The sequence below is a fragment of the Mammaliicoccus sp. J-M40 genome (assembly GCF_022386395.1).
GTDB lineage: Bacteria > Bacillota > Bacilli > Staphylococcales > Staphylococcaceae > Mammaliicoccus > Mammaliicoccus lentus.
In genome coordinates this window covers 454,029-479,394 of record NZ_JAJNIQ010000001.1, presented here as the reverse complement: position 1 = coordinate 479,394, position 25,366 = coordinate 454,029, and the positions used below count along the sequence as shown (strand labels likewise).

The window sequence follows — 25,366 nt, the reverse complement described above, 5'->3', positions numbered from 1 at the left end:
ATAAATTAAAGTATTACATAAGCTCATCTAATATAAAAAATCCGAGACAAGTTTATGTCTCGGATTTTTTTCTTTAACTATATTCAATTGGAGCTTGATTTTTAACTTTACCTATAATGAATCCAATGATATAACCTACTATTGCAAAAGGAATCCATTCCATCTGATATTGAGCTAGAGGCAATTCTTGCATAAATGCGATATTGATAACCCCATTACTATTAAATACAGAAATGAATGAAATAATTGTTACTAAAGCAACAGCCAATTGTTGTGCAATTGGTGGTGTCTTAACGTATTTACCTAATAGTATTAATAATACAGATGTAATAGCTATTGGATATAATACTAACAATACTGGTAATGAACCTTGGATAACTGTAGTTAAACCTTGGTTTGAAATAATGAAACTGACTAAAGTGAAAATAGTAACAAACCATTTGTATGAAATTTTTGGTAAAATTTCATGGAAGAATTCACTAACAGATACAATCAATCCTGTAGCTGTTGTTAAACAAGCTAATGCTACAATAATACCAATTAAATACTTACCGAATTCGCCAAATGATACTTGAGCGGCAGTTGTTAATAGATACGTACCAATATTTTGACCATTATCATTTAATTCTTTCAATGTTGCATCTGAAATGTTCATATGATTTCCGATCCAACCTAAAGAAATATAGATAAATCCTAGTGCAATTGCAGCAATTACACCTGCCAAAATAGTTTGTTTAAATAATCCCGTTTCTCTTGTAACACCTTTACTCTTAATTGCTGTAATAACAATCATAGAGAATGCAATAGCAGCGATCGCGTCCATCGTTAAGTAGCCTTCAACGAACCCTTTACCAAAACTAGTAGCACCACTACTGTAAACTTCCATTTCTCCAGGAACGACAGGTTCTCCACCTATGCTGAAGAAAGCTTTAATGATTAGTAAAACAATTGAAATAAGTAGTACTGGTGTTAAAACAGCACCTACTTTATCTACCATTTTACTTGAGTTGAAACTTAAGTAAAATACGATAGCAAAGTAAACTAATGAGAAAATAAATAATGCCATTGAACTATTTGTGTCGAAAATTGGCGTGATACCCATTTCAAAAGATGTTGCTGCTGTACGCGGTATAGCGAACAACGGCCCAATAGTTAATGAAATAGCAACAAGCAATACGACAGCAAATACTGGATGAATTTTACCTAAAGACGCTCTATATCCTTTATCTTCAATAGAACCGGCAATTACACCGATAAGTGGTAAGCCGATCCCTGTAATTACAAATCCAAAAATAGCTGGCCAGAAAAATTGACCACTCGATAAACCTAGCGCAGGAGGAAAGATTAAATTACCTGCTCCAAAAAATATCGCAAATAACATAAAGCCTACTACAAAAATATTCTTATTCATATGTTAAACTCCTTTTACAACTTACAATAATTTATATTTTATCATTGGAATTAGGTTTCGTCCATATGAAATTTCTGAAAATTATAAATATATTTTAACTTATTACAACGTTTATTAAATAGACTGCAATAGTAATTTTTTTAGTAGTGGTGATAATTGAGCAGGTAAATTCTCAACACCTTCTACAAATAAACTTTGTCTACCATAAATATTATGAACTGTATTTCTTATACTCTCATCAATAGTGTCTTGATTTAAAAATACATTAAATACGTAAACGCCTTGCTTATCTGCTTCTATAACAGCTTCGTGAGTATCAATAATACCATCCTCTGCATAATCAAATGCAGAAGGTTCACCGTCAGAAAATACAATTAAAAACTTCTGTTCTTCTGATCTTTGTAGTAATTGTTGTGTTGCAACCCGTAAAGCTACCCCATCTCTATTATCATCTTGAGGTTCAAGTGTCATAATTCGTGCATCATTTTGTTTCATTGTAGATTCGTTATATAAAATGATTTCATCAATTGTGTTCGGTTGGTTAAATTTATCTGCTTCGAAAGCATCTTCACTAAAGCCAAGTATTTCATGTTTAATATCTAGATTTTTTAATGTTTCATGGAATAGTACTACACCTTTTTTAGTTTCTTCCATTTTGTCATGCATACTAGCTGAAGCATCAACTAAAAGTGTAAATGTAGCATCTAATTTTCTACTAAATGCATCTTTTTTGAAGAATAATTTGTATTGGTCATCTATAAACCAATTAAGTAAATTCTTTTGTAATCTACCTTTAGTTAAATTTTCTCTAACGTCACTATATTGATGATTCATTGATTTTTGGATAATACTTGTTAAATCTTTAATTTCAAATTGAACACTTTCAACTGCTCTTTTATATGCTTCAACATCTTCAGGAGAAATTTCTGGTTTGTTAAATGTTAATGAAACATTCTTGTTTACACCTTTTAATTGGTAAGGATTATTATTGCCTTGAGACCCACCTTCTTCGTCATCAATCGTATCGTTAGATCCTTTACCTTTTTTCTCCATCATATTAGTCATATCATCTGAAGCATCGCCTTCTCGCTCATTATCTGTCAGCACATCGCTATTTTCACCTTCATGAAGCTCCATTTCTAAATAATGATCGCTATCAGATTGACTATCGGCTGTTTTAGTTTCAGCATCTTCAGTTACGATGTCCTCTTCGTCATGCTCAGTTTCGCTACTATCGTCCGTTTGTGCAGCATCTTGACGCTTAATATCCTCAAGTGTCCATTTTTCCTCGTAAGACGCGTATATGCGCTCAGGAAGATGATAGTATTGGTTCAGCATATCTTCTTTTAATAAATAATCAACGAGCACCATTATGCTTACTGCTAAGTCGTAACTGTCTTCTGAAGTTTTTAAATTGAAAATTTGCGTTAAGCGATTGAAAACTTGAACGAGGGCATCATCAAATTCTTCAGTAATACTAATGTTATTAATGAAGTTTTCGTTTAAGATAGCATGTTCAATCGTTAGAAATAGCAAATCAGTATATGTTGTTTTCGTTTGATAAACTTGTATTTGGCTATTGTTTTGTCTTTTCTTAACGTTTAAGCGTTTATTAAACAGCTTTTTAGTAACTGGTCTAGTGTCCATGATGATACTAGATAATCTATATTCTTCAATTAGCATAAATAATTGCTTGAAAAAATCCATATGGTCAAACGTTTCATCTAATACTTCTTGGTAAATAGAGGGGTCTGTATGTTTGAAGCCAATCGTATCTAACATAATATCAGATTTTAATCCTGCATTTGTGATATCTTCTGGTCGATGTAACCAGTTGAAACTCACATTGCATATATTATGAATGGGATCATAATGTTGGAATTTTTGGAATGCAACTTTTACATTTGGATCTTCAAGTAATAATTTTGCTAAGTCAGTTAACATCATGATTTGTTGTGCATCGATTTGTTCATCATTGAATAATATAAAACGATCACTCATGTTATTCTCCTTACTCGAAAATTAATTCTATTGCATTTTGTATTGCTTGTTGTTCTCTTTCGTCATCAATTTTATCTATAATAGCGCGTTTAATCGCTCTTCTAACTGGTATAACGGTAGCTAAGTCTGCAAGGTCTAACAACGCTCTTATACTCGCTGATTCTTCTGAGATTTGTCCTTGGCTAGACATGACTCTCAAATCTTTATTGAATTGGATAATTGAATCGATAAGTTCTTCATCGTTTAATTGACTTTGTTCTTTGATGATAGTCTTAAGTGTTTCTCCATCAATGTAGTCTATATCTAATACGACAAATCTATTTTTTAAAGCTTCGTTCATTGGTAATGTTCCAATATAACCTACGTTAATTGCAGCAATAACAGAAAAACCTTCTTTAGCTACGATAACTTCTCCTGTAAATGGATTAGTTAATGCTCTTCTGAAGTCTAATACTCCGTTTAAAATTGGTAACGTCTCAGGCTTCGCCATATTGATTTCATCAATGTATAATAATTCGCCATTCTTCATTGCTTTAATAACTGGTCCATCAATAAATACAATTTCTTGGTGACCTTGTTCATTTGTTTCGATTGTTTTAAAACCAAGTAAACTTTCAGCATCTAAATCTACAGAACAGTTTACAGAATGCATCGGTTTATTAATGTCTTGTGCGATTGTTTCAGCTAACTTCGTTTTACCAGAACCTGTTGGCCCTTTTAGTAAAATATTTTTATTTAATTTAATCATTGATAAAGCATCTTCATATATTGTTTCATCATTGTTAATGTATTTGTTTAATTTGCTCATTGTGTACTCCTTTATATACTAATAATAAACTTAAAAAGGGAGTGGAACAGGAATCATCTCATTTTTGAAAGGATTTCATTGTACCACCCCAGCATGGAGGACTAGGATAGAAGCGTGATTTCAATCCTAGTCAACTATTGCTAATATAGTCAATGAGGTTGAGACAATTAAATTGCCCCAACCTCTGGTTTGTTTTTAATTCAATCTTTATAGTTCTTTAAAATAAGTTTTGAAATATCCACCAACATGCCCAGAATTATCTATAATTTGATAATATTCTTCTGTTTCATTCACGACATCATAAACTTTTCCTACTGTTAACATATCGGATACTTTAAATTTTTCAGCATCAGTATGAACGACTTCTACCCTTTTTATAACGTGATTTTCTTTCCAAGTTTCATGTAACATAAATAAACGCTCCTTTAATTCACTGTGTCTAATGTAATTGTATAAATCATGCCTGTTATATCGCGAATAAATAATGAAATCATACCTTCTTCATGTTGTATGATTTGGTGTTGCATATCAATATCTTTAACATGTTCAACTATTTTATCGAAATGTTCGACATTATCAATTGTGATTGCGACTCTATCGACAGGTGGATGTGAAGATTTAAGAGGATGTGGATAATCTATTAAATGTAATTCTCCTCCATTACCACCTGGACCAATTTTGAAGACGATAGCAGATTCATCATCTATTGTCTTGTATTCAGCATATAATTGCAACTCAAAAATACTTTTTAATAATGAACCTGTTATTTGAGTTTCTGGCGATTTAACCATGATTGGACCGATTCCTTGTATTTGATGAAGAGGACTTATAGGACCATCATCATAAGCAGTACCAAGAGGCACTCCAGCGTTCTTTTCATCTGAAATTAAATAAAATGAATGACCATTATTATCGTAAAACCTAAACATATGTTTACCATTTAGTTGTTGAACCGATTCATATTCTACTTTGTGGTCATCAAATTGTTGTTTATATTCATATAACGCAAAGTCTGTAGGAACACGTAAAGCAACACCATAAAAATGCGTGTCCGGCTCTTGATCCTCACCTTTATATTGTTTATAAATAATTCTAGTACCGGGAGCTAAATGTGCATCACCGATATGTAAGATATTCGTTTCTTTGTTTAATAGAGTATTTAAACCTAATATATTTTTATAAAATGATTCAGTCTCTAAAAGATTGTGGGTCCATAATGTCACACTTCTTAATCCATTCATGAATATCTCTCCTATAATTGAATTCCTATAAATTATACCAAATTAATTATAAATATGACAAATTAATCAGTTTAACAGTTAGAATTAAATTTTGATGAGAGGGTGAGTTGGTCGAATGTTGCAAGACGAGGTGCACGTGCAACATAAAGCCTCCGAATGTTGCAAGACGAAGTGCACGTGCAACATAAAGCCTCCGAATGTTGCAAGACGAGACGCAAGTGCAACATAAAGCCTCCGAATGTTGCAAGATAATGCCCACGTGCAACATTCCACATCCCTCCACTACAATTAACACAAATAAAAAACCACAACGGCTTCAACAGCCGTTGTGGTCACTATATTACAGTAAATTAAGATTCTAATAATAAATCTTCTGGATTTTCAATTAGGTCTTTGATTGTTTTTAGGAAACCTACTGCTTGTTTACCATCGATAATTCTGTGGTCATAACTTAAAGCAATATACATCATTGGTCTGTTTTCCATACGTTCTTTATCAATTGCAATTGGTCTTGTAACAATTGAGTGCATACCTAAAATAGCAGCTTGTGTTCCGTTAATAATCGGTGTTGACATTAATGAACCGAAGACACCGCCATTAGTGATTGTGAATGATCCGCCCATCATGTCATCTAATCCTAATTTTTTGTTATTAGCTTTAACTGCTAAGTCATGAATATCTTGTTCGATTTCTGCGAAGTTCTTCTTATCACAGTCTCTAACGTTAGGTACAACTAGACCTTCTTCTGTAGATACAGCAATACCGATATCGTAGTATTGTTTTAATAGTAAATCAGTACCGTCAATTTCAGCGTTCACATCTGGATATTTCTTCAATGCTGCTACTGATGCTTTAGTGAAGAATGACATAAAGCCTAATCTTGTACCGTTATGATCTTCTTGGAATTTATCTTTTTTACGTTTACGTAATTCCATAACGTTAGTCATGTCTACTTCGTTAAACGTTGTTAACATTGCTGTATTATTTGATACTTCTAATAATTTCTTAGCAATTGTTTGACGTCTACGAGATAATTTTTCACGTACAACCGGTTTAGATGGGTTTTCATTTTTCTGTGCTGCTGGTTGACTTTGTTTTTCTTGTTGAGCTGGTTTAGAAGGTTGAGAGGCTTTTTCTACGTCTTCTGGTCTAACAACATCTCCAGCTTGTGTTTTCACTTTGTTTAAATCAATGCCTTTTTCACGTGCAAGTTTACGAGCTGATGGCGTTGCTTGTACGCGGTCGTTTGAACTAGCTTCTTCTTTGCTAGTATCTTCAGTTTGTTTAGTATCTTCAGATTTAGCAGCGCTTTCTTTAGGTGCTTCTGTTTGTTTTTCTTTATCTTTAGAATCTTTAGACTCGCTGTCATCACTTTCTTTTTGTTCACTTGAAGTTGAACCTGATTCACCTTCAGAAACAATCGCGATTACTGATCCAACTTCAACAGTGTCGCCTTCTTCTGCTTTAATTTCAGAAAGTACACCTGATACTTCAGAAATAACTTCAACGTTTACTTTATCTGTTTCAAGTTCAACAATATTTTCACCTTGTTCTACTTGATCTCCAACAGATTTCAACCATTCTGAAATCGTTCCTTCTGAAATTGACTCTGCTAACTCTGGTACTTTTACCTCTGACATTATTTATTTCCCCCTAATTATGTTTTAAAGCTTCTTCGATAACTTTACTTTGTATAAGTTTATAAATTTCTGCATCACCTTCTGCAGTTGCAGAACGAACTTTACGTCCGTGATATTCTAGGTTAACATTTCTATCTTTTAGAATACTTTGCAATTGTAAGCTCACAAAGCTCCAAGCACCTTGGTTTTTAGCTTCTTCTTGTGCCCAGCCTACAGTTTCTAAGTTTCTAAATTCTGAAAGAACATTTTTTATCTCTTCTTTAGGGAATGGATAAAGTTGTTCTAATGCAATTAAACAAAGCTCATCGTTAGGATTTTTTTCTAATTCAGCTTTTAAATCAATGAACATTTTTCCTGAAGCGATAATCACTTTTTTAATTTTAGTTTTTTTGTACGGTTCAACTAAAATAGGTTCGAATTGACCTGTAGTAAATTCATCAATTGGTCTAGAAACAGTTTTGTTTCTTAGTAAACTTTTTGGTGACATTAATACTAACGGTCTCATCTTATCAGTGTTTAAATATTTAGCGTGTCTTCTTAACAAATGATAATAGTTTGAAGAACTAGTTAAATTAGCAATTGTCATATTATTTTCACCAGCTAATTGTAAGAAGCGCTCTAATCTCGCTGAAGAGTGTTCTGGACCTTGTCCTTCGTTACTATGTGGTAAGAATAACGCTAAACCACTTTTCTCTCCCCATTTAGCATTGCTGTTAGCCATGAAGTTATCAAAAATCATTTGTGCCATATTCGCAAAGTCACCATATTGTGCTTCCCAAATATTAAATGATTCTGGATTATCTACGTTATAACCATATTCGAACCCAACAACAGCTGCTTCTGATAATGGAGAATTATATATATCAAATGATGCTTTACCATTTGGAACATGATGTAAAGGAACAAATAGTTTTCCATCTTTTTCATCATGTAAAACAGCATGTCTTTGAGCGAATGTTCCGCGTTCAGAGTCTTGTCCTGTTAAACGAATTGGCGTACCATTTTGTAAAATTGTTGCAAATGCTAATTGTTCTGCATGAGCCCAATCCACAAGACCATCTTTTTCGAAAGGTTCACGTCTTCTATCTAAGACTTTATTAAGCTTTTTAAATACTGTAAAGTCTTCAGGATAGTCAAACATAGCATCATTTATAGCTTTCAAATCATCATAGCTCGCATTTGTTATTTCATAATCTTGCCCTTGGCTAATCTTATCAGGCATTGTCATTTCTGGATTATCCATTTCAGCATCTTTATCAATTTTATCGTGAGCTGTTCTTAGTCTTTTAGTAACATCATCAAAGATTTCATTCATTTCTTCTTTAGTAATTAAACCTTGATCTACTAATTCTTGCCCATATTTTAATTCGATTGAAGGATGTTCTTTAATAGCTTTGTACATCATTGGATTCGTGATTGAAGGTTCATCCATCTCGTTATGTCCATAACGTCTATAACCAACTAAATCTATGACAAAATCTTTATTAAATCTTTCTCTAAAGTCCATAGCCATTTCAATAGCTTTAACAGTTGCTTCTACGTCATCAGCGTTAACATGGATAATTGGTAAGTCATAACCTTTTGCAACATCAGTAGAATAAGTAGTTGAACGTCCATCTTCAGCTTCTGTTGTAAAACCAATTCTGTTGTTTGTAATAATGTGTAATGAACCACCTGTTGTATATCCATCTAAATTGCTTAAGTTCATGGCTTCAAAGTTAATACCTTGTCCAGGGAACGCAGCATCTCCATGAATTAATACAGCTAGTGATTTATTTAAATCTTGGCTTGGTCTACCAGGATCAGCTGTTGTATCTTGGTTAGAACGCGTCTTACCTAATACGACAGGAGAAACGATTTCTAAGTGACTTGGGTTGTTTGCTAAAGTTATAGTTTGTTCTATTCCATATTTGCTTGTCGTTTTTGTTCCACCAAGATGATATTTTACATCTCCAGTCCAACCTGCTGTGATTTCTAATGATCCATCTTTAGGTAAAAAGATTAAAGGATTTTTATGCATAAATTCTGAAATCATCATTTCATAAGGTTTTTCTAGTACATGTGTTAAAACGTTTAATCTACCTCTATGTGCCATCCCAATTTGAATGTTTGGAATTTTAGCAGCATTTGTACGCTTTAAGATACGTTGTAACATAGGTACTAAAGTATCAACGCCCTCAATTGAGAAACGCTTTGCACCTACAAAGTTTTTATGAATATATTTTTCAAAGCCTTCAACTTCTGCTAAGCTTTTAAGTAATTCAATTTTTTCATCTTTAGATATTTCAATAGTGTTTGTTGATTCTATATATCTCTTAAGCCATACACGTTCTTCATTATTATTAATGTGTGTATACTCAAAAGCTATAGGACCTTGGTAACATGAAGTCATATATTCTATTGCTTCATATGCATTATCAAATTCACCATCAAAATGGTCAGATACTATACCAGCTGGTAATTTTTCTAATGTTTCTTTAGATAGCCCAAAGTCTTGATGTGTTAGCTTAGGTACATTTTTTCTTTCTGGACGGTATACTGGATAGATATCAGCAGTTAAATGTCCATATTGTCTGATATTGTCTATTAAACGCATAACACGTTTAACACTTGAATTGTCCACCCCTGTACCTATTTTTTGGCCAGTGCCTGTATTATTACTCGTTATTTCATCGAATAACACTTGCAAGTCTTCTGGGACTGACTCCGGATCATTAACGTAATTATCATACATTTCTAACATTAACCCTAAGTTAGTTCCAAATCTTACAGGTGCTTCGACATGATTATCATTCTTCATGTTCCACCCTCCAAGAAAATTATAAACCGTTTACATTCCCATTTTAGCACTTAACCGATTTATATTAAAGGCTAATTTACCATTTATGGCAGTTTATTTCCTATTTTACTTATTGATGAAAGTATCCTTGAAAATTACTGATATTTTAGTATATTCATCGACTACACTATCAACTTTCACAATACCGTCATACGAGTTGACTAATTTCTTAGCAATAGATAATCCTAAGCCATTTCCACCTTCTTTTCTTGAACGTGATTTATCGACTCTATAGAAGCGATCAAAAATAAATTCTAGGTCTTTTTTAGGTATACCCATTCCGTGGTCAATTATATCAATTGTGATGGTTCTATTTTTTAAATTTGTTTGTATTTCGATATTTTTATTCTTTTTGTCATATTTCATGGCATTATCCATAAAAATAAGTAACATTTGTTCAAAATGGAATCGATTAATATTCATTCTGATCGCGTCATAATTAGATTTAAAAGCAAAAGAATAGTCAGGGTGTAATTTACGTAATGATTTGATTCGTGATTGTATTTCATAATTAATATCCACGATATCATTATCATCACTTGCGCTTGTTCTTGAATCTTTAGATAGTAATAATAATTCTTCCACTAATTTCGTAATTCTTTCCATTTCTTCAATGGAAATATCCAATGATTCTTCCAATACTTCTGGGTTGTTTTTTCCCCATCTTTGAATTAAGTTCAAATGCCCTTGAATAATCTGTAATGGTGTTCTTAATTCATGAGAAGCATCTTCCACAAATTGTTTTTGTTGATCAAATGAAACTTCTAGCTGTTCCATCATGTTATTGAATGTTTGGATCATATCGTCTGTTTCTTCATAATTAGTTGGTACTTCTAATTTTTCTTGGAAACCATCTCGACGAATTTGTTTCATCTTATCTGAAAGTATCGTAATTGGTTTCGTAATTTGTGATGAGAAAATATAACTTATTATTGCGATAAGGAATAAAGCAGTTAATCCAAATATACTGGCTAAAATAATCATGAATTTAATAATGGCGTCATAGCTATCTAAAGGATGAACGATTGCTTCATAACCATTAAAGTAGCTTGTATTAATTGGACTATAAACGACTAAATAAGATTTGTTATCGACATGCATTTCATATATTTCTACTGATTTAACACGTTTAAATTCAGGAGTATATTTCAATTTGTCATTATGTGTTTCTTCAAACATAGGCTTACCAAATTTATCAAAAAGTATCATTTTTTGATTGTCTGTTATCGTCGCGTTTATATCAGTTGAAGTAATTTGTCCTAATGTCTTAGATTGAAGCAAATTAACGGTATCTTGCGCGCTTCTCGTTGCAGTTCCAGTTTCTTGGTCCTTTAAATATAAGCTAATAAAATAAATGATAAACATACTAAACAATGCGAAAATGATAAATGTAATCGTGGTTGTAAGCATCATCCATTTTGTCTTTAAAGATTGTTGTTTCATGAACGTATCACGTACCCCACTCCTCTAACCGTTTCGATGATGTTTTCCTTTTTGAACGGTTTCAATTTATTTCTTAAATAACGTATGTAAACATCTACTACATTTGTTTCCACTTCTGACTCGTAGCCCCAAACATGATTTAAAATTTGTTCTCTCTGTAATACATAATTTTGATTTTCAGCGAGCAATAATAATAATTCATACTCTGTTTTAGTTAAATCAACTGATTCTCCACCTATATAAACAGAAAAAGCATTTTTATCGATTTTAATATCATTAATTTCAATAGTACTAGTGTCAGATTCTAATGTTACATTTCTACGTATAATAACTCGGATTCTAGCTAACAATTCTTCAATATCAAAAGGTTTAACTATGTAGTCATCAGCACCATAATCTAAACCGATAACTTTATCATAAGTGTCACCTTTAGCAGTAATCATAATGATAGGCGTATTTTTTTCTCGACGTATACGTCTACATACTTCTAGACCGTTCATTTTAGGCAACATTAAGTCCAATAGTATACAATCATAATCGTCAGTTAAAGCTTGATTTAGACCGCTCTCACCGTCATAACATATCTCTACTTCATAATCTTCATGTTTTAATTCTAATTCTATAAACCTTGCTAAATTTTGTTCATCTTCAATGATGAGTATCTTTTTCATGATGACACCTCAAATTTTTTAATTTTTTTCACTTTATAATTGACAATCGTTCTCAGTTAGTTATAATAGTAATTGAAAATGATTATCAATGAAAGAGTTCCCCCTCTAGTAAAAGATAACATTTTCAAGTTTCACATGCTCATTATATATGAGCAAAACTATTTTATCATTTAAAATAGTAAAAATTTAAAAAACTAATTGACATTCATTCTCAATTAGTTATAATAGTAATTGAAAATGATTCTCAATCAAATAAAAGAGTTCCCCCTCTAAGTATGGATTGAACATTTTCTATAACCCCCTTTTATGCCCATAAAAGTAAAACGTCCTAGTGATTCTGTCCAAATCACTAGGATGTTTTTTTAATATCTAATTTATTTTTAAGCATTAATTGAGCTAAAAGAATACAAACAATACCTCCAATAATACCTGCGATAATATCAGTTGGATAATGGACTCCTAAATAAACTCTAGAAGTAGATATCATTAATATAAAAATGACACATATTCCTGTTAAATAAGGTTTCATTGAACGTTTTGAAGCTCTAAAAACAATGTACATAATCGAGCCGAAAAATGCTGTTGAACCCATTGCATGTCCACTCGGAAAACTAAATCCTGAAATATCAATTAATCTCAGTAATGTTGGACGTTCTCTATCGAAAACATTTTTCAATAGTGGATTTAAAGTACCTGATAGAATCATTGTTAATGCAAAAAATAATGTTTCGATATTTAATCTTTTTAATTTAAGATAACAAATAATTAACAGTGATAAAGCAATCATTGCCCATACTTCTCCAACTTTAGTGAAACCAAGCATAATAGAAGTTGTAATAAAACTTTCTGTAGAATATATAAAGTTATAAACTTCGTTGTCTATCCACTTTCCTAAACGTGATTCATGAAAGAAAGCTATAACCCCGAAAATCAGGCTAAATATTAGTATTAATAACGTTCGATTAGCTTGGCTCATATAATACCTCCAATATTATTGAATATCAGATTCAATTTTGTTGAATAATGATTCTTTTGTATAACTTTCTTTAAATTTAGACATATTTTCAATCAACGTTTCACGTTCATTTTCAAGTTGATCTAAATTTCTAACTAATGTATTTTGATTCACTTCTTTTTCTTGTATAACTTTAGCATAACCATTTTTTTCGAAAATTTTAGCATTATCAATTTGGTCACCACGAGATTGGTCTAATCCTAAAGGAATTAGCAACATAGGTATTTTTAAAGTTGCAAACTCATAAATAGCATTTGCTCCTGCTCGACTGATTACTGTGTCAGAAATAGCGTAAAAATGCATAAGTTCTGATGAGACAAATTCGTATTGAACATAGTGATCATTTTGAATGCTTTCATCTTTATGACCTTTACCTGTTAAATGTATAATTTGATATTTTTTAGTTAAGTAATCTAAATTGTCACGAACAGCTTCGTTTAATATTTTAGAGCCTAAACTACCACCCATAACCAATAGAACAGGTAATTTATCATTAAATCCCGTTATTTTGTATCCTTCTTCTTTCTTACCATCTCTTAAGTCTTCTCTAATAATTGCTCCAATGAAATCTGATTTTTCTTTAGGAACGTATTTTAATGTTTCTTCAAATGTTGTATACATTTTATTAGCAAACTTCATTGATATTTTATTAGCTAAACCTGGTGTTACGTCAGATTCATGAATAATAGTTGGTATTTTTAATGATTTCGCGGCGATGATTACCGGCACACTTACGAAACCACCTTTAGAGAATACTAGATCTGGTTTTTCTTTTTTTAATGCTTTGCGAGCATCTAATACACCTTTTAATACTTTGAATACATCTTTTAAGTTTTCAAATGATAAATATCTTCGCAATTTACCACTAGATATCGAAATATATTTAGTAGTTTTTGCTGAATCAGTTATCATATCTTTTTCAATACCATTCTTTGAACCGATATAAACAGTTTCGATGCCACGTTGTTCAGCTTCTGGAATGAGTGCTAAGTTAACAGCGACGTGTCCAATTGTTCCGCCACCTGTAAATGCTATTTTTTTCATTTTAAATCTCCTTCTAATCTATCAATTTATAATACGCATAAAATGGTGCGTTTTTATCAAATGGAAATTCGTTCGATTCATGTTCTCCAATAAATCTAAAATCAAATCTACTGAATAAATTTTGAGCACGTTTGTTTTTTGAGAATGTATCAGTCAATATAACTTTTACATTATTTTTGTTAGCTACGTCAATAGCAAATTGCATCATTTTATCGGCTACACCTTTAAAATCTGGGTTAGTAGCCATTCTGTGAATGACTACAGCATTATCAATTGGTACAGGCCAGTTAAATTGCTTATACCAATCTGCTTGTGATTGGTTGATACAAACATAACCTACCACTTCATTATTTAACTCATACAAATATAAATGACCATTTTCTATATCGGTATAAAAATCTTTTTCTAAAGGATATGCTTCATCCCATTGTGGATTATCATCTGACTTCATGATGGATTTTGCCATATTTGTTAGTTCATTAATGATTTCTATATCTGAATGTGTTGCTTTTCTCATTGTTGATCCCTCACTTATTGATGAATGTATTTAATCGTATCATCTAGTTGAATGTCTTCTTTTTGAATTTTATTGCGCATTAAGTCAATAAATTTTTCTGTTGTTTTATCTGTAAATATACCATCATCGTTAAGATTATGATCTTGTTGGAAACTTTTAACTGCGCTTTCTAATTCACTATCATAGTTTTCATTTTCATTGCTTACATTATACCCTAACGCATCTAGCCCAATCTTAATTGATTTCACTTCTTTTGCTTTATCACCGTTTTGGAATGATTTTTTAGGACTTATAATTTCAATTTCTTCATATTTAGGTGCCTTGATTTCTTTATTAGGTTTAATTCCTTTTTTATGAATATAAGATTTATTTGGCGTCAACCATCTCATATTTGTATATTTTAATATAGATGAATCATCAAATGATTGATGACTTTGTCCAATGCCTTTACCGAACGTTGTCGTTCCAACTACATCAGCAATTTTATAATCTTGTAATGCCCCGGCGAATATTTCAGAAGCACTAGCTGAACCTTTATTTACTAATACTGAATAATCCATATCATCGATACCTGACATTTTATCTTTTTCAGTTTTTACTGCTTCAGGTTTGTCTCCTTTTGTCTCTAGATAAATGACTGGTTTGCCTTTATCAACGAAAAGGTTAACACTCGTGATTACTTCATCTAAAAGACCACCAGGATTGTTTCTTAAATCTAATACGACATGTTTAACATTGTCTTTTTTAGCTTTTTTAATAGCTGATTTAAGTTCTTCTGTTGTCTTTTCCTGGAATTTAGAAATAGAAATGATACCAGTATCATCTTTTTTCTTATAATCTACACTCGTAACATGTATTTTATCTCGTTTAATTTCTACATCAAAAGGTTCTTTACCTTCTCTTTTGATTGTGAGTGTAACTGTTGTGCCTTTTTTACCTCTTACTTGGTTAACAATTTCATTCAACGATTTATTCTTAATAGATTTGTTATTAACTTTAGTGATAACATCTAATGACTTAACTCCAGCTTTTTCAGCAGGAGAATCTTTCATAGGGCTTGTAATACGTACATAATTATTATGAGATTCCATCTCTGCACCTATACCTACAAAGTCTCCAGAAATTTCTTGATTATAACTTTCAGTATCTTCAGCAGATATGTATTCACTGTACGGATCATTTAAAGATTTGACCATTCCATCAATTGCACCTTTAGTCAACTTATCCTCATCAACATCCTTATAATAATCACCTTCAATTTGTTCATATACTTTTTCAATTTTATTAATGTTCTTTTGTTTATCGTTGCCATAATTTAAGCCGAATTTATATGAAGCAAATGTAACAACAGATGTTAAAAATACTGTTATAAATAAAAGTATGAGTAATTTATACAGTGGCATTGTTATTTGCTTATCATTTTTGTCATTTGATAATTTCATGATCTCACAACTTTCTTGTCAAATATAATTTATTTTAACAGTTTATCCAATCAAATAAAAACACTTTGGTGCTCAAAACACCAAAGTGTAAACTTTTAGAACTTTAACCATTCTTCATACGATTCGTATAAATCATCAAATACGCTCATTGGTTGAGTAAACATTACTTCTGTTTCTAAATAGTCTGAGAGTGTATGATAATCATTTGAAAACTTCGGAAAAGATAAATCTTGAAAAATTAAGTCTGCTAATTTTCCCATTTCGCTGTTTTCATTACGTTTTGTTAGTGCGTATTGATAAAATGAATACTGTTTCATTTATTTCATTTTCACATCTATTGCTTTAGTTTCGCCTTTTTGAAGACTAGTTAAAGATTCGATATTAATTTCTTCAGCATCATCAGTATTAGTAATAATAACTGGGCTGATAGTAGATTTTACTTTTGAATCGATCGTATCGATATCAAATTTTAATAATTCTTGTCCTTTTGTAACTTTATCACCAGTATTTACAAGTGCCTCAAATCCTTCTCCACCTAGTTGAACTGTTTCTAATCCAACGTGAACTAAAACTTCAAGTCCATTTGCTGCTTTAACACCTACAGCGTGGTTTGAAGGTTTGAATACATTAACAACTTCACCGTCAAAAGGAGCTACTACAATACCTTCTGCAGGTTTGATACCAAACCCTTCACCCATCATTTTTTGAGCGAATACCGGATCAGGTATATCTTCTATTGCTACATACTCACCTGAAATTGGTGCAAATACTTCTACATTTACGTCTTTTGTCTTGTTACCGCCAAATAATTTTTTAAACATGTTAATCGTCTCCCCTGTTATTTAAAATGATGTACTAAATCTCCGTATCCTAATTCTTCTAACTTTTCATACGGGATAAATTGAACTGCTGCAGAATTGATGCAATATCTTAATCCACCAGCTTCTTTAGGTCCATCGTTGAACACGTGACCTAAATGACTGTTAGAATCTTCTGAGCGTACTTCAGTTCTAACCATGCCATGTGTTTTATCCACTAGCTCAATAACTTCTTCGTCATTTAACGCTTTAGAAAAGCTAGGCCAACCGCAATCTGATTCAAATTTTTCTTCAGATGTAAACAATGGTTTTCCGGATAACTTATCTACATATATACCTTTATCAAAATGATTCCAATATTCATTTTGAAAAGGTGGTTCAGTACCATCTTGTTGTGTTACAAGGTATTCCATTTCATTTAATTCGTCTTTTGATTTTTTTAACACTTTAATTCCCCCAATGTTTTTCTATAAAAGCTTTACGACCAGAACCTTGTTGATAACCTTGATAATGAGCCGGGTTCTTCAAATAATAATCTTGATGATGTTCTTCGGCTGGATAGAAATTCTTATAAGGTTTCACTGGTGTAATTACGGGTTTATCAAAAATTTGTCTTTCATTTAGTTCGTCTATTTTATTTAAAGCTACTTTCTTTTGATTTTCATCATGATAGAAAATTACAGGTTCATAACTCTCTCCTCTATCGAAGAATTGCCCTTTATTATCAGTAGGATCAAAAGTTTTGAAATATATATCAAGAATAGCTTCGAAATCAGTTATATTCTCATCATATTCAATTTGAACAGCTTCAACATGTCCAGTTTGATTTGTACATACCTCTTCATAAGTAGGATTTTCAACATGACCACCGCTATAACCAGAAGTCACTTCTTTAATGCCAGGGTATTCGTTGAATGGTTTAACTAAACACCAAAAACATCCACCCGCTAAAGTTGCATATGCCATTGTTGCGCCTCCCTTGTTGATTTACTTTAACTTAATATCAAAATACCATTTTTTTGCCGAAATATCTAACGTTTGAATTTGGATTGCGTCAACATTATCGATATCTATCTTATCTAAAGATAAATATATAGTTTCTTCTTTTGGATCAATATTTATATATTCTGGTAAATCACTATACTTTTTAATTTGAGATAATACAAAAGGATTTGAAATATTTAATTTACCAATATCTATTGATTGTATTTTAAATTTAATAGTATCTTTATTTACTTTTGTAGGTATTGTATCTAACTTAATGTTAATATCCCTATTTAAAACTTGAGTCGTCGTATTAAAAATTAAGTCATTCTCCGTTATTTCTGTTTCGATGTCATAATCTTTTAAAGTCGCATTCATAAGAGATTGTAATTCTGCATTATTAAAAGAAACAGTGAAATCTTTGGACGTCTGTTCATTTGATTCATTTACAGGTTTAGATGAATCAGTTATTGAAGTGAACACATAAATAATCGCTATAAGTATTAGAACAATAAGAATAGTAAAAGCATAAAACCAAAAGCGATTATTCATCCAATTTTTATTTTCCATAATAAAACACGCCTATAGCACCTTCACCTGTATGTGTAGAAACAACTGGTGTCGTAATTGCTGTATCAAAGTTATGAATATCTTTTTTTTCTTTAATTGAATTCATTAATTTATTCACCAAATCTTCTGCATTTGCATCAGCTATACCGACTTTGATGATTTCTTTAGTTTCTAAGAATACATCTAACTCTTTAAGTAAAAATTTAACGACAGCGTTTTGAGTGCGAGCATTATGAATCATTTCTATCTTTCCATTAATGAGTTCGCCAATAGGTTTAATGTTCATCAATGAACCTAATAAAGCTTTAGCTTTACCTATTCTTCCACCTTTAACTAAATTATCTATATTACCGATAACAACAAATAAACGCATGTTAGATTTCATATTTTCATGTTCTTTAACAATTTCTTCTGATGAATAGCCTTCGCTAATTAATTTAACAATCTCTTCTACTTGAAATCCATATGCTAAAGAAATGAATTTACTATCGATAACAGTAACTTTTGTTTCTGTCATTTGGCTAGCTTGTTGAGCTGCGCTAAAAGTACCAGATAATTCAGATGTCATATGAATGCTGATGACTTCTGAACCGTCTTCTCCTAATTTATCGTAAGTTTCAACTAACTTACCTATTGCTGGTTGGCTCGTTTTAGGTAAGTTTTCAGCTTCTCTCATTTTCAATAAGAACTCTTCAGAACTGATTTCTGTTTGGTCTTCGTAAGTAACACCGTCAATTACTATATTTAAAGGTACAACACTAATATCGTGTTCTTCTAAATAATCTTTTGGTAAATCCGTAGTTGAATCAATAACTAATTTAATTTTATTCATTGCTTTTCTCCTTTAACGATTGAACAGAAAGGCTAATTTGATTTTGAACAAAGTGACTAACTTCCTGCATCGTTTTATCTTCAAATATTGATGGGTCAATAGGGTCTAGTATATGTACATAGACATCACCAGGCACCATTTTTCTTGATTGATATTTCTCCATTATTTGAGATGTACCGTATATTGCTATTGGCACAATTTTAACTTGAGCAGATTTAGCTAATTTCAATGAACCAGCCTTGAACTCTTGCATCTCTTGGCCTTTACTTCTACTACCTTGAGGAAAAATCAATAAAGAATGTTTTTCTTTTAATTTTTTAATACCATCTTTAATCATTTGTAAACTTGCTCGTCGATTAGAACGATCTAAGTAAATACAATTTAATTCTTCCATCCATGGTTTTAAAAAAGGGATTTTTTCAACTTCTTTTTTTGAAATAAAACCAAAAGGTTGTGGTAATTGATTAATCAAAACGGGGATATCAAAATTACCTTCATGATTCGATACATAAAGCACTGGGTCATCTAGAGGTTCTGTACGACCAGATAAATGTACCTTTACGCCTGCAGATTTTAATATTTTTTGAGACCATCTCTGTGCGTATAGAAATGTCATTTCATCTTGACTTCTAATATCGTCTATTTGGTTTTTCTTTTCTTTAAGTTTAGGTAATTGAGTTGATACAAGTGCAGCATAACCGATAATACAACCAACTGTTCTAGCCATTCTTAACATATTATTTTATCCTTTCCAAGTGCATAAAAGTATGTGGAAGTATGTTTTTTTCATCTAATTCTCCTGCTTCAGATGAAATTACATTCCATTCATTAAAGGTATAAGGTGGAAAGAATGCATCTCCTTGAAATTTATCTTCTATTACAGTTACATACATATCGTCCACACGTGACATCATTTGTTCATATAAACCTTGCCCACCAAATATAAATATATGGCCTTCTAATTGGTCTATTTCATCGATTGAATGAATCACGTCTACTCCTTCGTGATAAAAAGATTCATTAGAAGTTAAAACAACATTTCTTCTATTCGGTAATGGTTTACCAATTGATTCGAATGTTTTTCTACCCATCACAATTGTATTACCCGATGTTAAATTTTTCACTCTTTTTAAATCGTTTGGTAAATGCCAAGGCATTTTATTGTCTAATCCTATTACTCTATTTTGATCATGACATACAATAATTGATTTCATTTAAATTCTCCTTTAAACCGCTATAGGTGCTTTTATACTTGGATGTGATTGATAATCTTGAATTTCTAAATCTTCATAATCTATATCGAATAGTGATTTTTCTGTATTGATATTTAGTTTAGGTGGATTGTATGAAGACCTTGATAATTGTTCTTCAACAGCATCTATATGATTTTTATAAATATGAGCATCACCGAATGTGTGTACAAATTCTCCTACTTCAAGATTACACTCTTTAGCTATTAAATGTGTTAAAAGACTATAACTTGCTATATTAAAAGGTACTCCTAAAAATATATCAGCACTTCTTTGATAAAGTTGGCAACTTAATTTACCATCTTTTACGTAAAATTGGAATAATGTATGACAAGGTGGTAAAGCCATTGTATCTATCTCAGTTGGGTTCCATGCTGAGATTATATGCCTTCTAGAATTCGGATTATTTTTAATATTATCAATTAAAGTTTGAAGTTGATCGAAGCTTTGTCCGTTTTGATCTTTCCAATCTCTCCATTGTTTACCGTAAACATTACCTAAATCACCATATTTACGCATAAATTCATCATCATTTAAAATTTTATCCTTAAAGATTGCGAGTTGTTCTTTATATTGTTCATTAAATTCATCATTAACTAATGATCTTCTACCGAAGTCTGTCATATCTGGGCCAGTATATTCATCACTTTCTATCCATTTCTTAAATGCCCACTCGTTCCAGATATTATTCTTATATTGCAATAAATATCTAATATTAGTATCGCCTTTAATAAACCATAATAATTCAGTGGCAATTAATTTGAATGAAACTTTTTTAGTTGTAAGTAGTGGAAACCCTTCTGACAAGTCAAATCTCATTTGATGACCAAATATTGAAATTGTACCTGTACCAGTTCTATCGTCTTTATTTTCGCCTTCATTTAATACTTTGCGGCATAAATCGTGATATGCTTCATCAAAGTTATTCATACGAGCACCTCTTTTTAATCTTTATTCTTCTTTTCTATATTAACGAAAATACTTATAATTTACTACTGATATAATATAGAAACTCCTTTGATATTTATGTATAATAGAGATAAATATAATAACCATTACTTTAAAGGGGGCCATCTCAATGAATGAAATATTTGCTACTTTGGGATTATTTTTATTATTATGTTATATGATTAGTATGTGTATCACTGAATAAGTAATGATACGCACGCATATTTAATGTGTCATTTCATTTAAAGTTAAAAAACAGAGAAAATCCTTTATTCATTTTAGGGTTTTCTCTGTTTTTTGCTATAAGGCTTGTTTACTATTGTTTACGCGTAAGCCGTAATGCGTTTTCGAACTTTTTCGTAAGCATTGTATAACATTTAACTCTTTAAATAATAAACTGTCAAAGCGCGCCTTTAAAATTAAGTATTTATAGTGTTTTATCGGTTTATATTCTTGTATTTTAAGAATATTATTAGAAAGTTCACCCATTCTATCACTTTCTATTAAAGTTTTTTCGAACATGAGATCTAAATATAATATATCAACTTTTTCTTCATTCAACTTAACCCAATTATTATAATCTTCATTTATAAAATGAATTCTTTTTAATTCGTTATTGTTGAGTTGTAGTTTCATACCTTCAGAAATTACGAAATGAATTAAAGGGTGTTGTTCAATAGAAAATACGTTAGCTTTTGGAAATTGCTTTAATACTAAATAGCTATCTCTACCAAAACCCATTGTTCCATCAACAAAATTAAATGAAGTTTCTTTACTCGTTATATGATTTATCATTTCACTTAATATGGGTTGTTGCTGATTTTTTACCATATTTAATTTTACTTTCGCGGTATCTAAATGAAAATAAATTGGTATTTCTGAAGTGAAATATAGTTTTGGACCAGTATTTTCAAATACGATAACTGGTGAGTCATTAGATTTAAAAATCTGTTTTATCGTTAATTTTTTACGTTTTATAATAGAAATATTTTGTATGTATTTATTTTTATTCAGCAAATGAAATGCATCTTCTACCTGTTTGTAGAGAGATGCATTTGTTTTTACTGAAGTTGTTATGCGTAAATTAGTCACAATATTCATCGAATGCGTCTTTTATATCCATACAAATTTCTTGGATATCTCTTCCTTCAATATGTTCACGTGGCATAAAGTATTTTAGTTCATTTCCTTTAAATAAAGCCATTGAAGGGCTTGAAGGAACTTGCGCAATGTATTCTCTCATCGTTTCTGTTGCTTCTTTATCTTGACCAGCAAATACAGTGGCAGTTCGAGAAGGTTTTTTATCATTTTGTAAAGCGACTGTTACAGCTGCAGGTCTTGCTAATCCAGCAGCACAACCACATACAGAGTTAACAACTACAAATGTTGTTTCATTTTGCTCTGCGTCTTCCATATAACCTTTAACTTGGTCAGGTGTTTCTAAGCTTTCAAAACCTTGCTCAGTCAATTCGCTTCGCATTGGTTGAGCTAATTCTTTCATGTATTGTTCATATGCATTCATATTAATTCTCCTCTCTTTTTCTGTTAGCCATTTGTTTCCAAACAGAACCTAAAGCAGCTTCGCCATTTTCAATTCTTTCAATAGCCATTTGAACTTGTAATTTAACATCAAACGCTGGATCATCTTGTCTATTCTTAAGCGCTGGTAAAGCAGTTTCGTCACCTTCATCAAAAATAAACATCGCTGCACGCCATCTTACGATTTTTTGTGGGTCTTCTAAAGCTTCAATCATAACAGGTAAAGCTTCTTTAAAGCCTAAATCACTAAAGCAATCTCCAGCTGTTCTTCTTACTGCTACATTTTTATCTTTCATAGCTTCATATAAATAAGGTAATGTTTCTTTCGTCTCAATCATACCTAATAATACAACAGCCATACGTCTAATTTGTGGCTTTTCGTCATTAAGTGCGACTTCCAGTAATGGATAGTCATCTTCAGTTGGCGTTGGAAAATCATTTAACATTCTTAGACGTGTTTTCCAATCTTGTTCTTGTTCGAATTCTTCCTTACTAACATGGATGAATTGTTTTTCTGGAATTGTAATATCTTTAGTTAAAGCTTCTTCAACTAAATTTTCAAGTATTGATTCTGGATATAATGCAAGAATTTCTTCTTGTACAGTTTCCATTACATCATCTAATTCGCCATAACGGATACCTAAATCATCCCATTTTCTTAAAAATACAACGTTGTCCTCATCTTTAGTTGCTTTTAACATACTATCAATATAAATCTCAGGTAGCTGTTTTCTTTTTTCTTCATTCTCTGTTGTTAATTTTATTTGATAAGGAATACCTTTAAATCTTAATACTTCAGCTTTAACTTCCCCGTAATGTTCATTGACTTTAGCTTCTTGTTCTTCGTTATCATCTTCTGTACCAGAAATAGCAGCTGTCACGTCTTTTAATAAAGTATCCCAGTTTTCTTTACCTTTTTTGTCGACTGCAATGAAATCCATAACATGAAAGACTGATCTTATACCGTCTAACTGTAAAATACGATTGATAAATTCAGGGTTGTGATCGTTGACTTCTGTATATGTTTGAGAAGTTCTATCCTCTTTCTTGAATGATAATACGATTTTCATCGTGTTTGGACTTGGTGTTGGTTCTACTCTTACGATTTCCATAATATCCTCCTTATTGAAGTTTGTTTCCCAATTGTTTTATGCGTATACCTATAGAACATTCAGATATACAATATTGATGAGCTTGATGTTTGCCTTGCGTCTCTCTATAATGCGTTTTTAATAAACATCCTTTGCAATATGTCTCCATTAATTGATCTATTTTTTTAATAGCTATTTTTTCATCTTCAACTAAAATAAGCGTCACTCCTTACTTAGACCGTAATTATATCATTAGTATTATAAATTGTGGATTATAAAGCTTATTGCATTTTATAACTTTGGCCTTTATAATTGTTAAGTTCGAATATCGCGGTTTCTAAACACCCGCTATATCAAAATTTAGGAGGAACAAAGTTATGTATAATGAATTATTTGGTATTATTACCTTTTTAATCACATTTATATTAATGTTGATTCTATACCGTATATTTGGAAAAACAGGTCTATTTGTTTGGGTTGCCGTAGGTACTATTATAGCAAATATACAAGTTATTAAAACAGTAGAGTTATTTTCAGTGAGCGCAACACTCGGAAATGTAATGTTCGCTTCAATTTATCTTGCAACGGATATTTTAAATGATATATATGGTAGAAAACAAGCTAAGAAAGCAGTTTGGCTAGGTTTTTCTTCCGTCATTGTAATGGTTATATTATTACAATGTTCATTAACATTTATACCAGCACAAGAAGATGTATCACAAGATGCATTAAAAACTATTTTTGGTATCGTGCCAAGAATAGCACTAGGTTCAATTTTCGCATATATTATTGGTCAACATTTAGATGTACTATTATTTAATATCATTAAAAAGAAATTTTCTTCTGACAGTACATTCTACATAAGAGCATATGGTAGTACAGCTATTAGTTCTATTGTTGACACAGCGATATTCGTGCTAATCGCATTCTATGGCAATATGCCTGGAACTGTATTATTTGAAATATTTATAACTACTTACTTCCTAAAACTACTAACAACAATCACAAATGTGCCTTTTGGTTATATAGCTAAATCTATGTATCGTAAAGGGAAAATTGTAGAGTAACATTATAAATAGAAGTAAATTAAAATCGCTAATCCTTATAAGGGTTAGCGATTTTTTATTGAAATAAGGAAACAGCCTGGGACATATATAAATGTCTCAGGCTGTTTCTTTATATAGGCAGTGGCTGACTGGATTGAAAATATGCTTATAGTAAGCTTTTTTCAATCCTAGCCACCCTTGCCGGAGGAGCGGGCC

The 25,366-nt window shown here is 31.4% G+C and carries 27 protein-coding genes; 1 reads left to right on the top strand and 26 read right to left on the bottom strand.

What is annotated here, in order from left to right; translation table 11 throughout:
• Positions 1–73: 73 nt before the first annotated feature.
• From brnQ to LQ688_RS02370, 26 genes are all read right to left on the bottom strand, one after another.
• On the bottom strand, positions 74–1,411 hold the full coding sequence (gene brnQ, locus LQ688_RS02495) for a branched-chain amino acid transport system II carrier protein (protein WP_016999786.1): 1,338 nt from the start codon (positions 1,409–1,411) through the stop codon (positions 74–76).
• A gap of 114 nt (positions 1,412–1,525) precedes the next feature.
• A complete protein-coding gene (locus LQ688_RS02490; RefSeq protein WP_239725085.1) occupies positions 1,526–3,412 on the bottom strand; it encodes a vWA domain-containing protein in 1,887 nt (628 codons plus the stop codon).
• 10 nt (positions 3,413–3,422) lie between these two features.
• Positions 3,423–4,220 carry an ATP-binding protein gene (locus tag LQ688_RS02485; RefSeq protein WP_016999788.1) on the bottom strand — a complete coding sequence of 266 codons (798 nt, stop codon included), beginning with the start codon at positions 4,218–4,220 and terminating at the stop codon, positions 3,423–3,425.
• Between the two features lie 207 nt (positions 4,221–4,427).
• The gene (locus tag LQ688_RS02480; RefSeq protein ID WP_135020234.1) at positions 4,428–4,631 is read right to left on the bottom strand and encodes a DUF6501 family protein; all 204 of its coding nucleotides are present in this window, start codon (positions 4,629–4,631) and stop codon (positions 4,428–4,430) included.
• 14 nt (positions 4,632–4,645) lie between these two features.
• Positions 4,646–5,461 carry a VOC family protein gene (locus LQ688_RS02475; RefSeq protein WP_016999790.1) on the bottom strand — a complete coding sequence of 272 codons (816 nt, stop codon included), beginning with the start codon at positions 5,459–5,461 and terminating at the stop codon, positions 4,646–4,648.
• A gap of 350 nt (positions 5,462–5,811) precedes the next feature.
• Positions 5,812–7,101, bottom strand: coding sequence for a 2-oxoglutarate dehydrogenase complex dihydrolipoyllysine-residue succinyltransferase (odhB, locus tag LQ688_RS02470; protein WP_064205152.1), 1,290 nt, complete (start codon positions 7,099–7,101; stop codon positions 5,812–5,814).
• 13 nt (positions 7,102–7,114) lie between these two features.
• Positions 7,115–9,901, bottom strand: coding sequence for a 2-oxoglutarate dehydrogenase E1 component (locus tag LQ688_RS02465; RefSeq protein WP_064205153.1), 2,787 nt, complete (start codon positions 9,899–9,901; stop codon positions 7,115–7,117).
• Positions 9,902–10,006: 105 nt separating this feature from the next.
• On the bottom strand, positions 10,007–11,383 hold the full coding sequence (locus tag LQ688_RS02460) for a HAMP domain-containing sensor histidine kinase (RefSeq protein WP_017000183.1): 1,377 nt from the start codon (positions 11,381–11,383) through the stop codon (positions 10,007–10,009).
• The gene (locus LQ688_RS02455) at positions 11,380–12,054 is read right to left on the bottom strand and encodes a response regulator transcription factor (protein ID WP_017000182.1); all 675 of its coding nucleotides are present in this window, start codon (positions 12,052–12,054) and stop codon (positions 11,380–11,382) included. Before LQ688_RS02455 ends, LQ688_RS02460 begins: the two co-directional genes overlap by 4 nt.
• Positions 12,055–12,403: 349 nt before the next feature.
• A complete protein-coding gene (locus LQ688_RS02450) occupies positions 12,404–13,030 on the bottom strand; it encodes a phosphatase PAP2 family protein (RefSeq protein WP_017000181.1) in 627 nt (208 codons plus the stop codon).
• Positions 13,031–13,045: 15 nt separating this feature from the next.
• Positions 13,046–14,113 (bottom strand): undecaprenyldiphospho-muramoylpentapeptide beta-N-acetylglucosaminyltransferase, encoded by a 1,068-nt coding sequence (locus LQ688_RS02445; RefSeq protein ID WP_239725084.1) that lies wholly within the window; start codon positions 14,111–14,113, stop codon positions 13,046–13,048.
• Positions 14,114–14,126: 13 nt separating this feature from the next.
• The gene (locus tag LQ688_RS02440; protein WP_239725083.1) at positions 14,127–14,630 is read right to left on the bottom strand and encodes a GNAT family N-acetyltransferase; all 504 of its coding nucleotides are present in this window, start codon (positions 14,628–14,630) and stop codon (positions 14,127–14,129) included.
• Positions 14,631–14,644: 14 nt separating this feature from the next.
• The gene (locus LQ688_RS02435) at positions 14,645–16,072 is read right to left on the bottom strand and encodes a S41 family peptidase (RefSeq protein ID WP_135020242.1); all 1,428 of its coding nucleotides are present in this window, start codon (positions 16,070–16,072) and stop codon (positions 14,645–14,647) included.
• A 95-nt stretch (positions 16,073–16,167) separates the two neighbouring features.
• Positions 16,168–16,389 carry a YozE family protein gene (locus LQ688_RS02430; protein WP_017000177.1) on the bottom strand — a complete coding sequence of 74 codons (222 nt, stop codon included), beginning with the start codon at positions 16,387–16,389 and terminating at the stop codon, positions 16,168–16,170.
• Positions 16,390–16,893 (bottom strand): PTS sugar transporter subunit IIA, encoded by a 504-nt coding sequence (locus LQ688_RS02425; RefSeq protein WP_017000176.1) that lies wholly within the window; start codon positions 16,891–16,893, stop codon positions 16,390–16,392. It lies immediately after the preceding gene.
• Positions 16,894–16,910: 17 nt separating this feature from the next.
• The gene (gene msrB / locus LQ688_RS02420; protein WP_017000175.1) at positions 16,911–17,336 is read right to left on the bottom strand and encodes a peptide-methionine (R)-S-oxide reductase MsrB; all 426 of its coding nucleotides are present in this window, start codon (positions 17,334–17,336) and stop codon (positions 16,911–16,913) included.
• 1 nt (position 17,337) lies between these two features.
• Positions 17,338–17,856: a peptide-methionine (S)-S-oxide reductase MsrA gene (gene msrA, locus LQ688_RS02415; RefSeq protein ID WP_064205157.1), complete on the bottom strand. Its 519-nt coding sequence runs from the start codon at positions 17,854–17,856 to the stop codon at positions 17,338–17,340.
• 21 nt (positions 17,857–17,877) lie between these two features.
• On the bottom strand, positions 17,878–18,444 hold the full coding sequence (locus tag LQ688_RS02410; protein WP_064205158.1) for a DUF2140 family protein: 567 nt from the start codon (positions 18,442–18,444) through the stop codon (positions 17,878–17,880).
• On the bottom strand, positions 18,434–19,276 hold the full coding sequence (locus LQ688_RS02405; protein WP_064205159.1) for a DegV family protein: 843 nt from the start codon (positions 19,274–19,276) through the stop codon (positions 18,434–18,436). The genes LQ688_RS02410 and LQ688_RS02405 overlap by 11 nt, the downstream gene beginning before the upstream one ends.
• Positions 19,269–20,012 carry a lysophospholipid acyltransferase family protein gene (locus LQ688_RS02400; protein WP_017000171.1) on the bottom strand — a complete coding sequence of 248 codons (744 nt, stop codon included), beginning with the start codon at positions 20,010–20,012 and terminating at the stop codon, positions 19,269–19,271. Before LQ688_RS02400 ends, LQ688_RS02405 begins: the two co-directional genes overlap by 8 nt.
• A 1-nt stretch (position 20,013) precedes the next feature.
• Entirely contained in the window at positions 20,014–20,490 is a 477-nt protein-coding gene (locus LQ688_RS02395) for a dihydrofolate reductase (protein WP_017000170.1), read from the bottom strand.
• 12 nt (positions 20,491–20,502) lie between these two features.
• Complete coding sequence (locus LQ688_RS02390) at positions 20,503–21,456, bottom strand: thymidylate synthase (RefSeq protein ID WP_064205161.1); 954 nt, start codon at positions 21,454–21,456, stop codon at positions 20,503–20,505.
• Between the two features lie 318 nt (positions 21,457–21,774).
• Complete coding sequence (locus LQ688_RS02385; protein WP_239706406.1) at positions 21,775–22,575, bottom strand: class I SAM-dependent methyltransferase; 801 nt, start codon at positions 22,573–22,575, stop codon at positions 21,775–21,777.
• Positions 22,559–22,996 (bottom strand): BrxA/BrxB family bacilliredoxin, encoded by a 438-nt coding sequence (locus tag LQ688_RS02380; RefSeq protein ID WP_017000167.1) that lies wholly within the window; start codon positions 22,994–22,996, stop codon positions 22,559–22,561. The genes LQ688_RS02385 and LQ688_RS02380 overlap by 17 nt, the downstream gene beginning before the upstream one ends.
• A 1-nt stretch (position 22,997) precedes the next feature.
• Positions 22,998–24,125 carry a conserved virulence factor C family protein gene (locus LQ688_RS02375; protein WP_017000166.1) on the bottom strand — a complete coding sequence of 376 codons (1,128 nt, stop codon included), beginning with the start codon at positions 24,123–24,125 and terminating at the stop codon, positions 22,998–23,000.
• A 10-nt stretch (positions 24,126–24,135) separates the two neighbouring features.
• Positions 24,136–24,330: a zinc-finger domain-containing protein gene (locus LQ688_RS02370; protein WP_081501341.1), complete on the bottom strand. Its 195-nt coding sequence runs from the start codon at positions 24,328–24,330 to the stop codon at positions 24,136–24,138.
• A gap of 151 nt (positions 24,331–24,481) precedes the next feature.
• Here LQ688_RS02370 and LQ688_RS02365 point away from each other — a divergent pair, with 151 nt between their 5' ends.
• On the top strand, positions 24,482–25,171 hold the full coding sequence (locus LQ688_RS02365; protein WP_064205164.1) for a queuosine precursor transporter: 690 nt from the start codon (positions 24,482–24,484) through the stop codon (positions 25,169–25,171).
• Positions 25,172–25,366 lie beyond the last annotated feature (195 nt).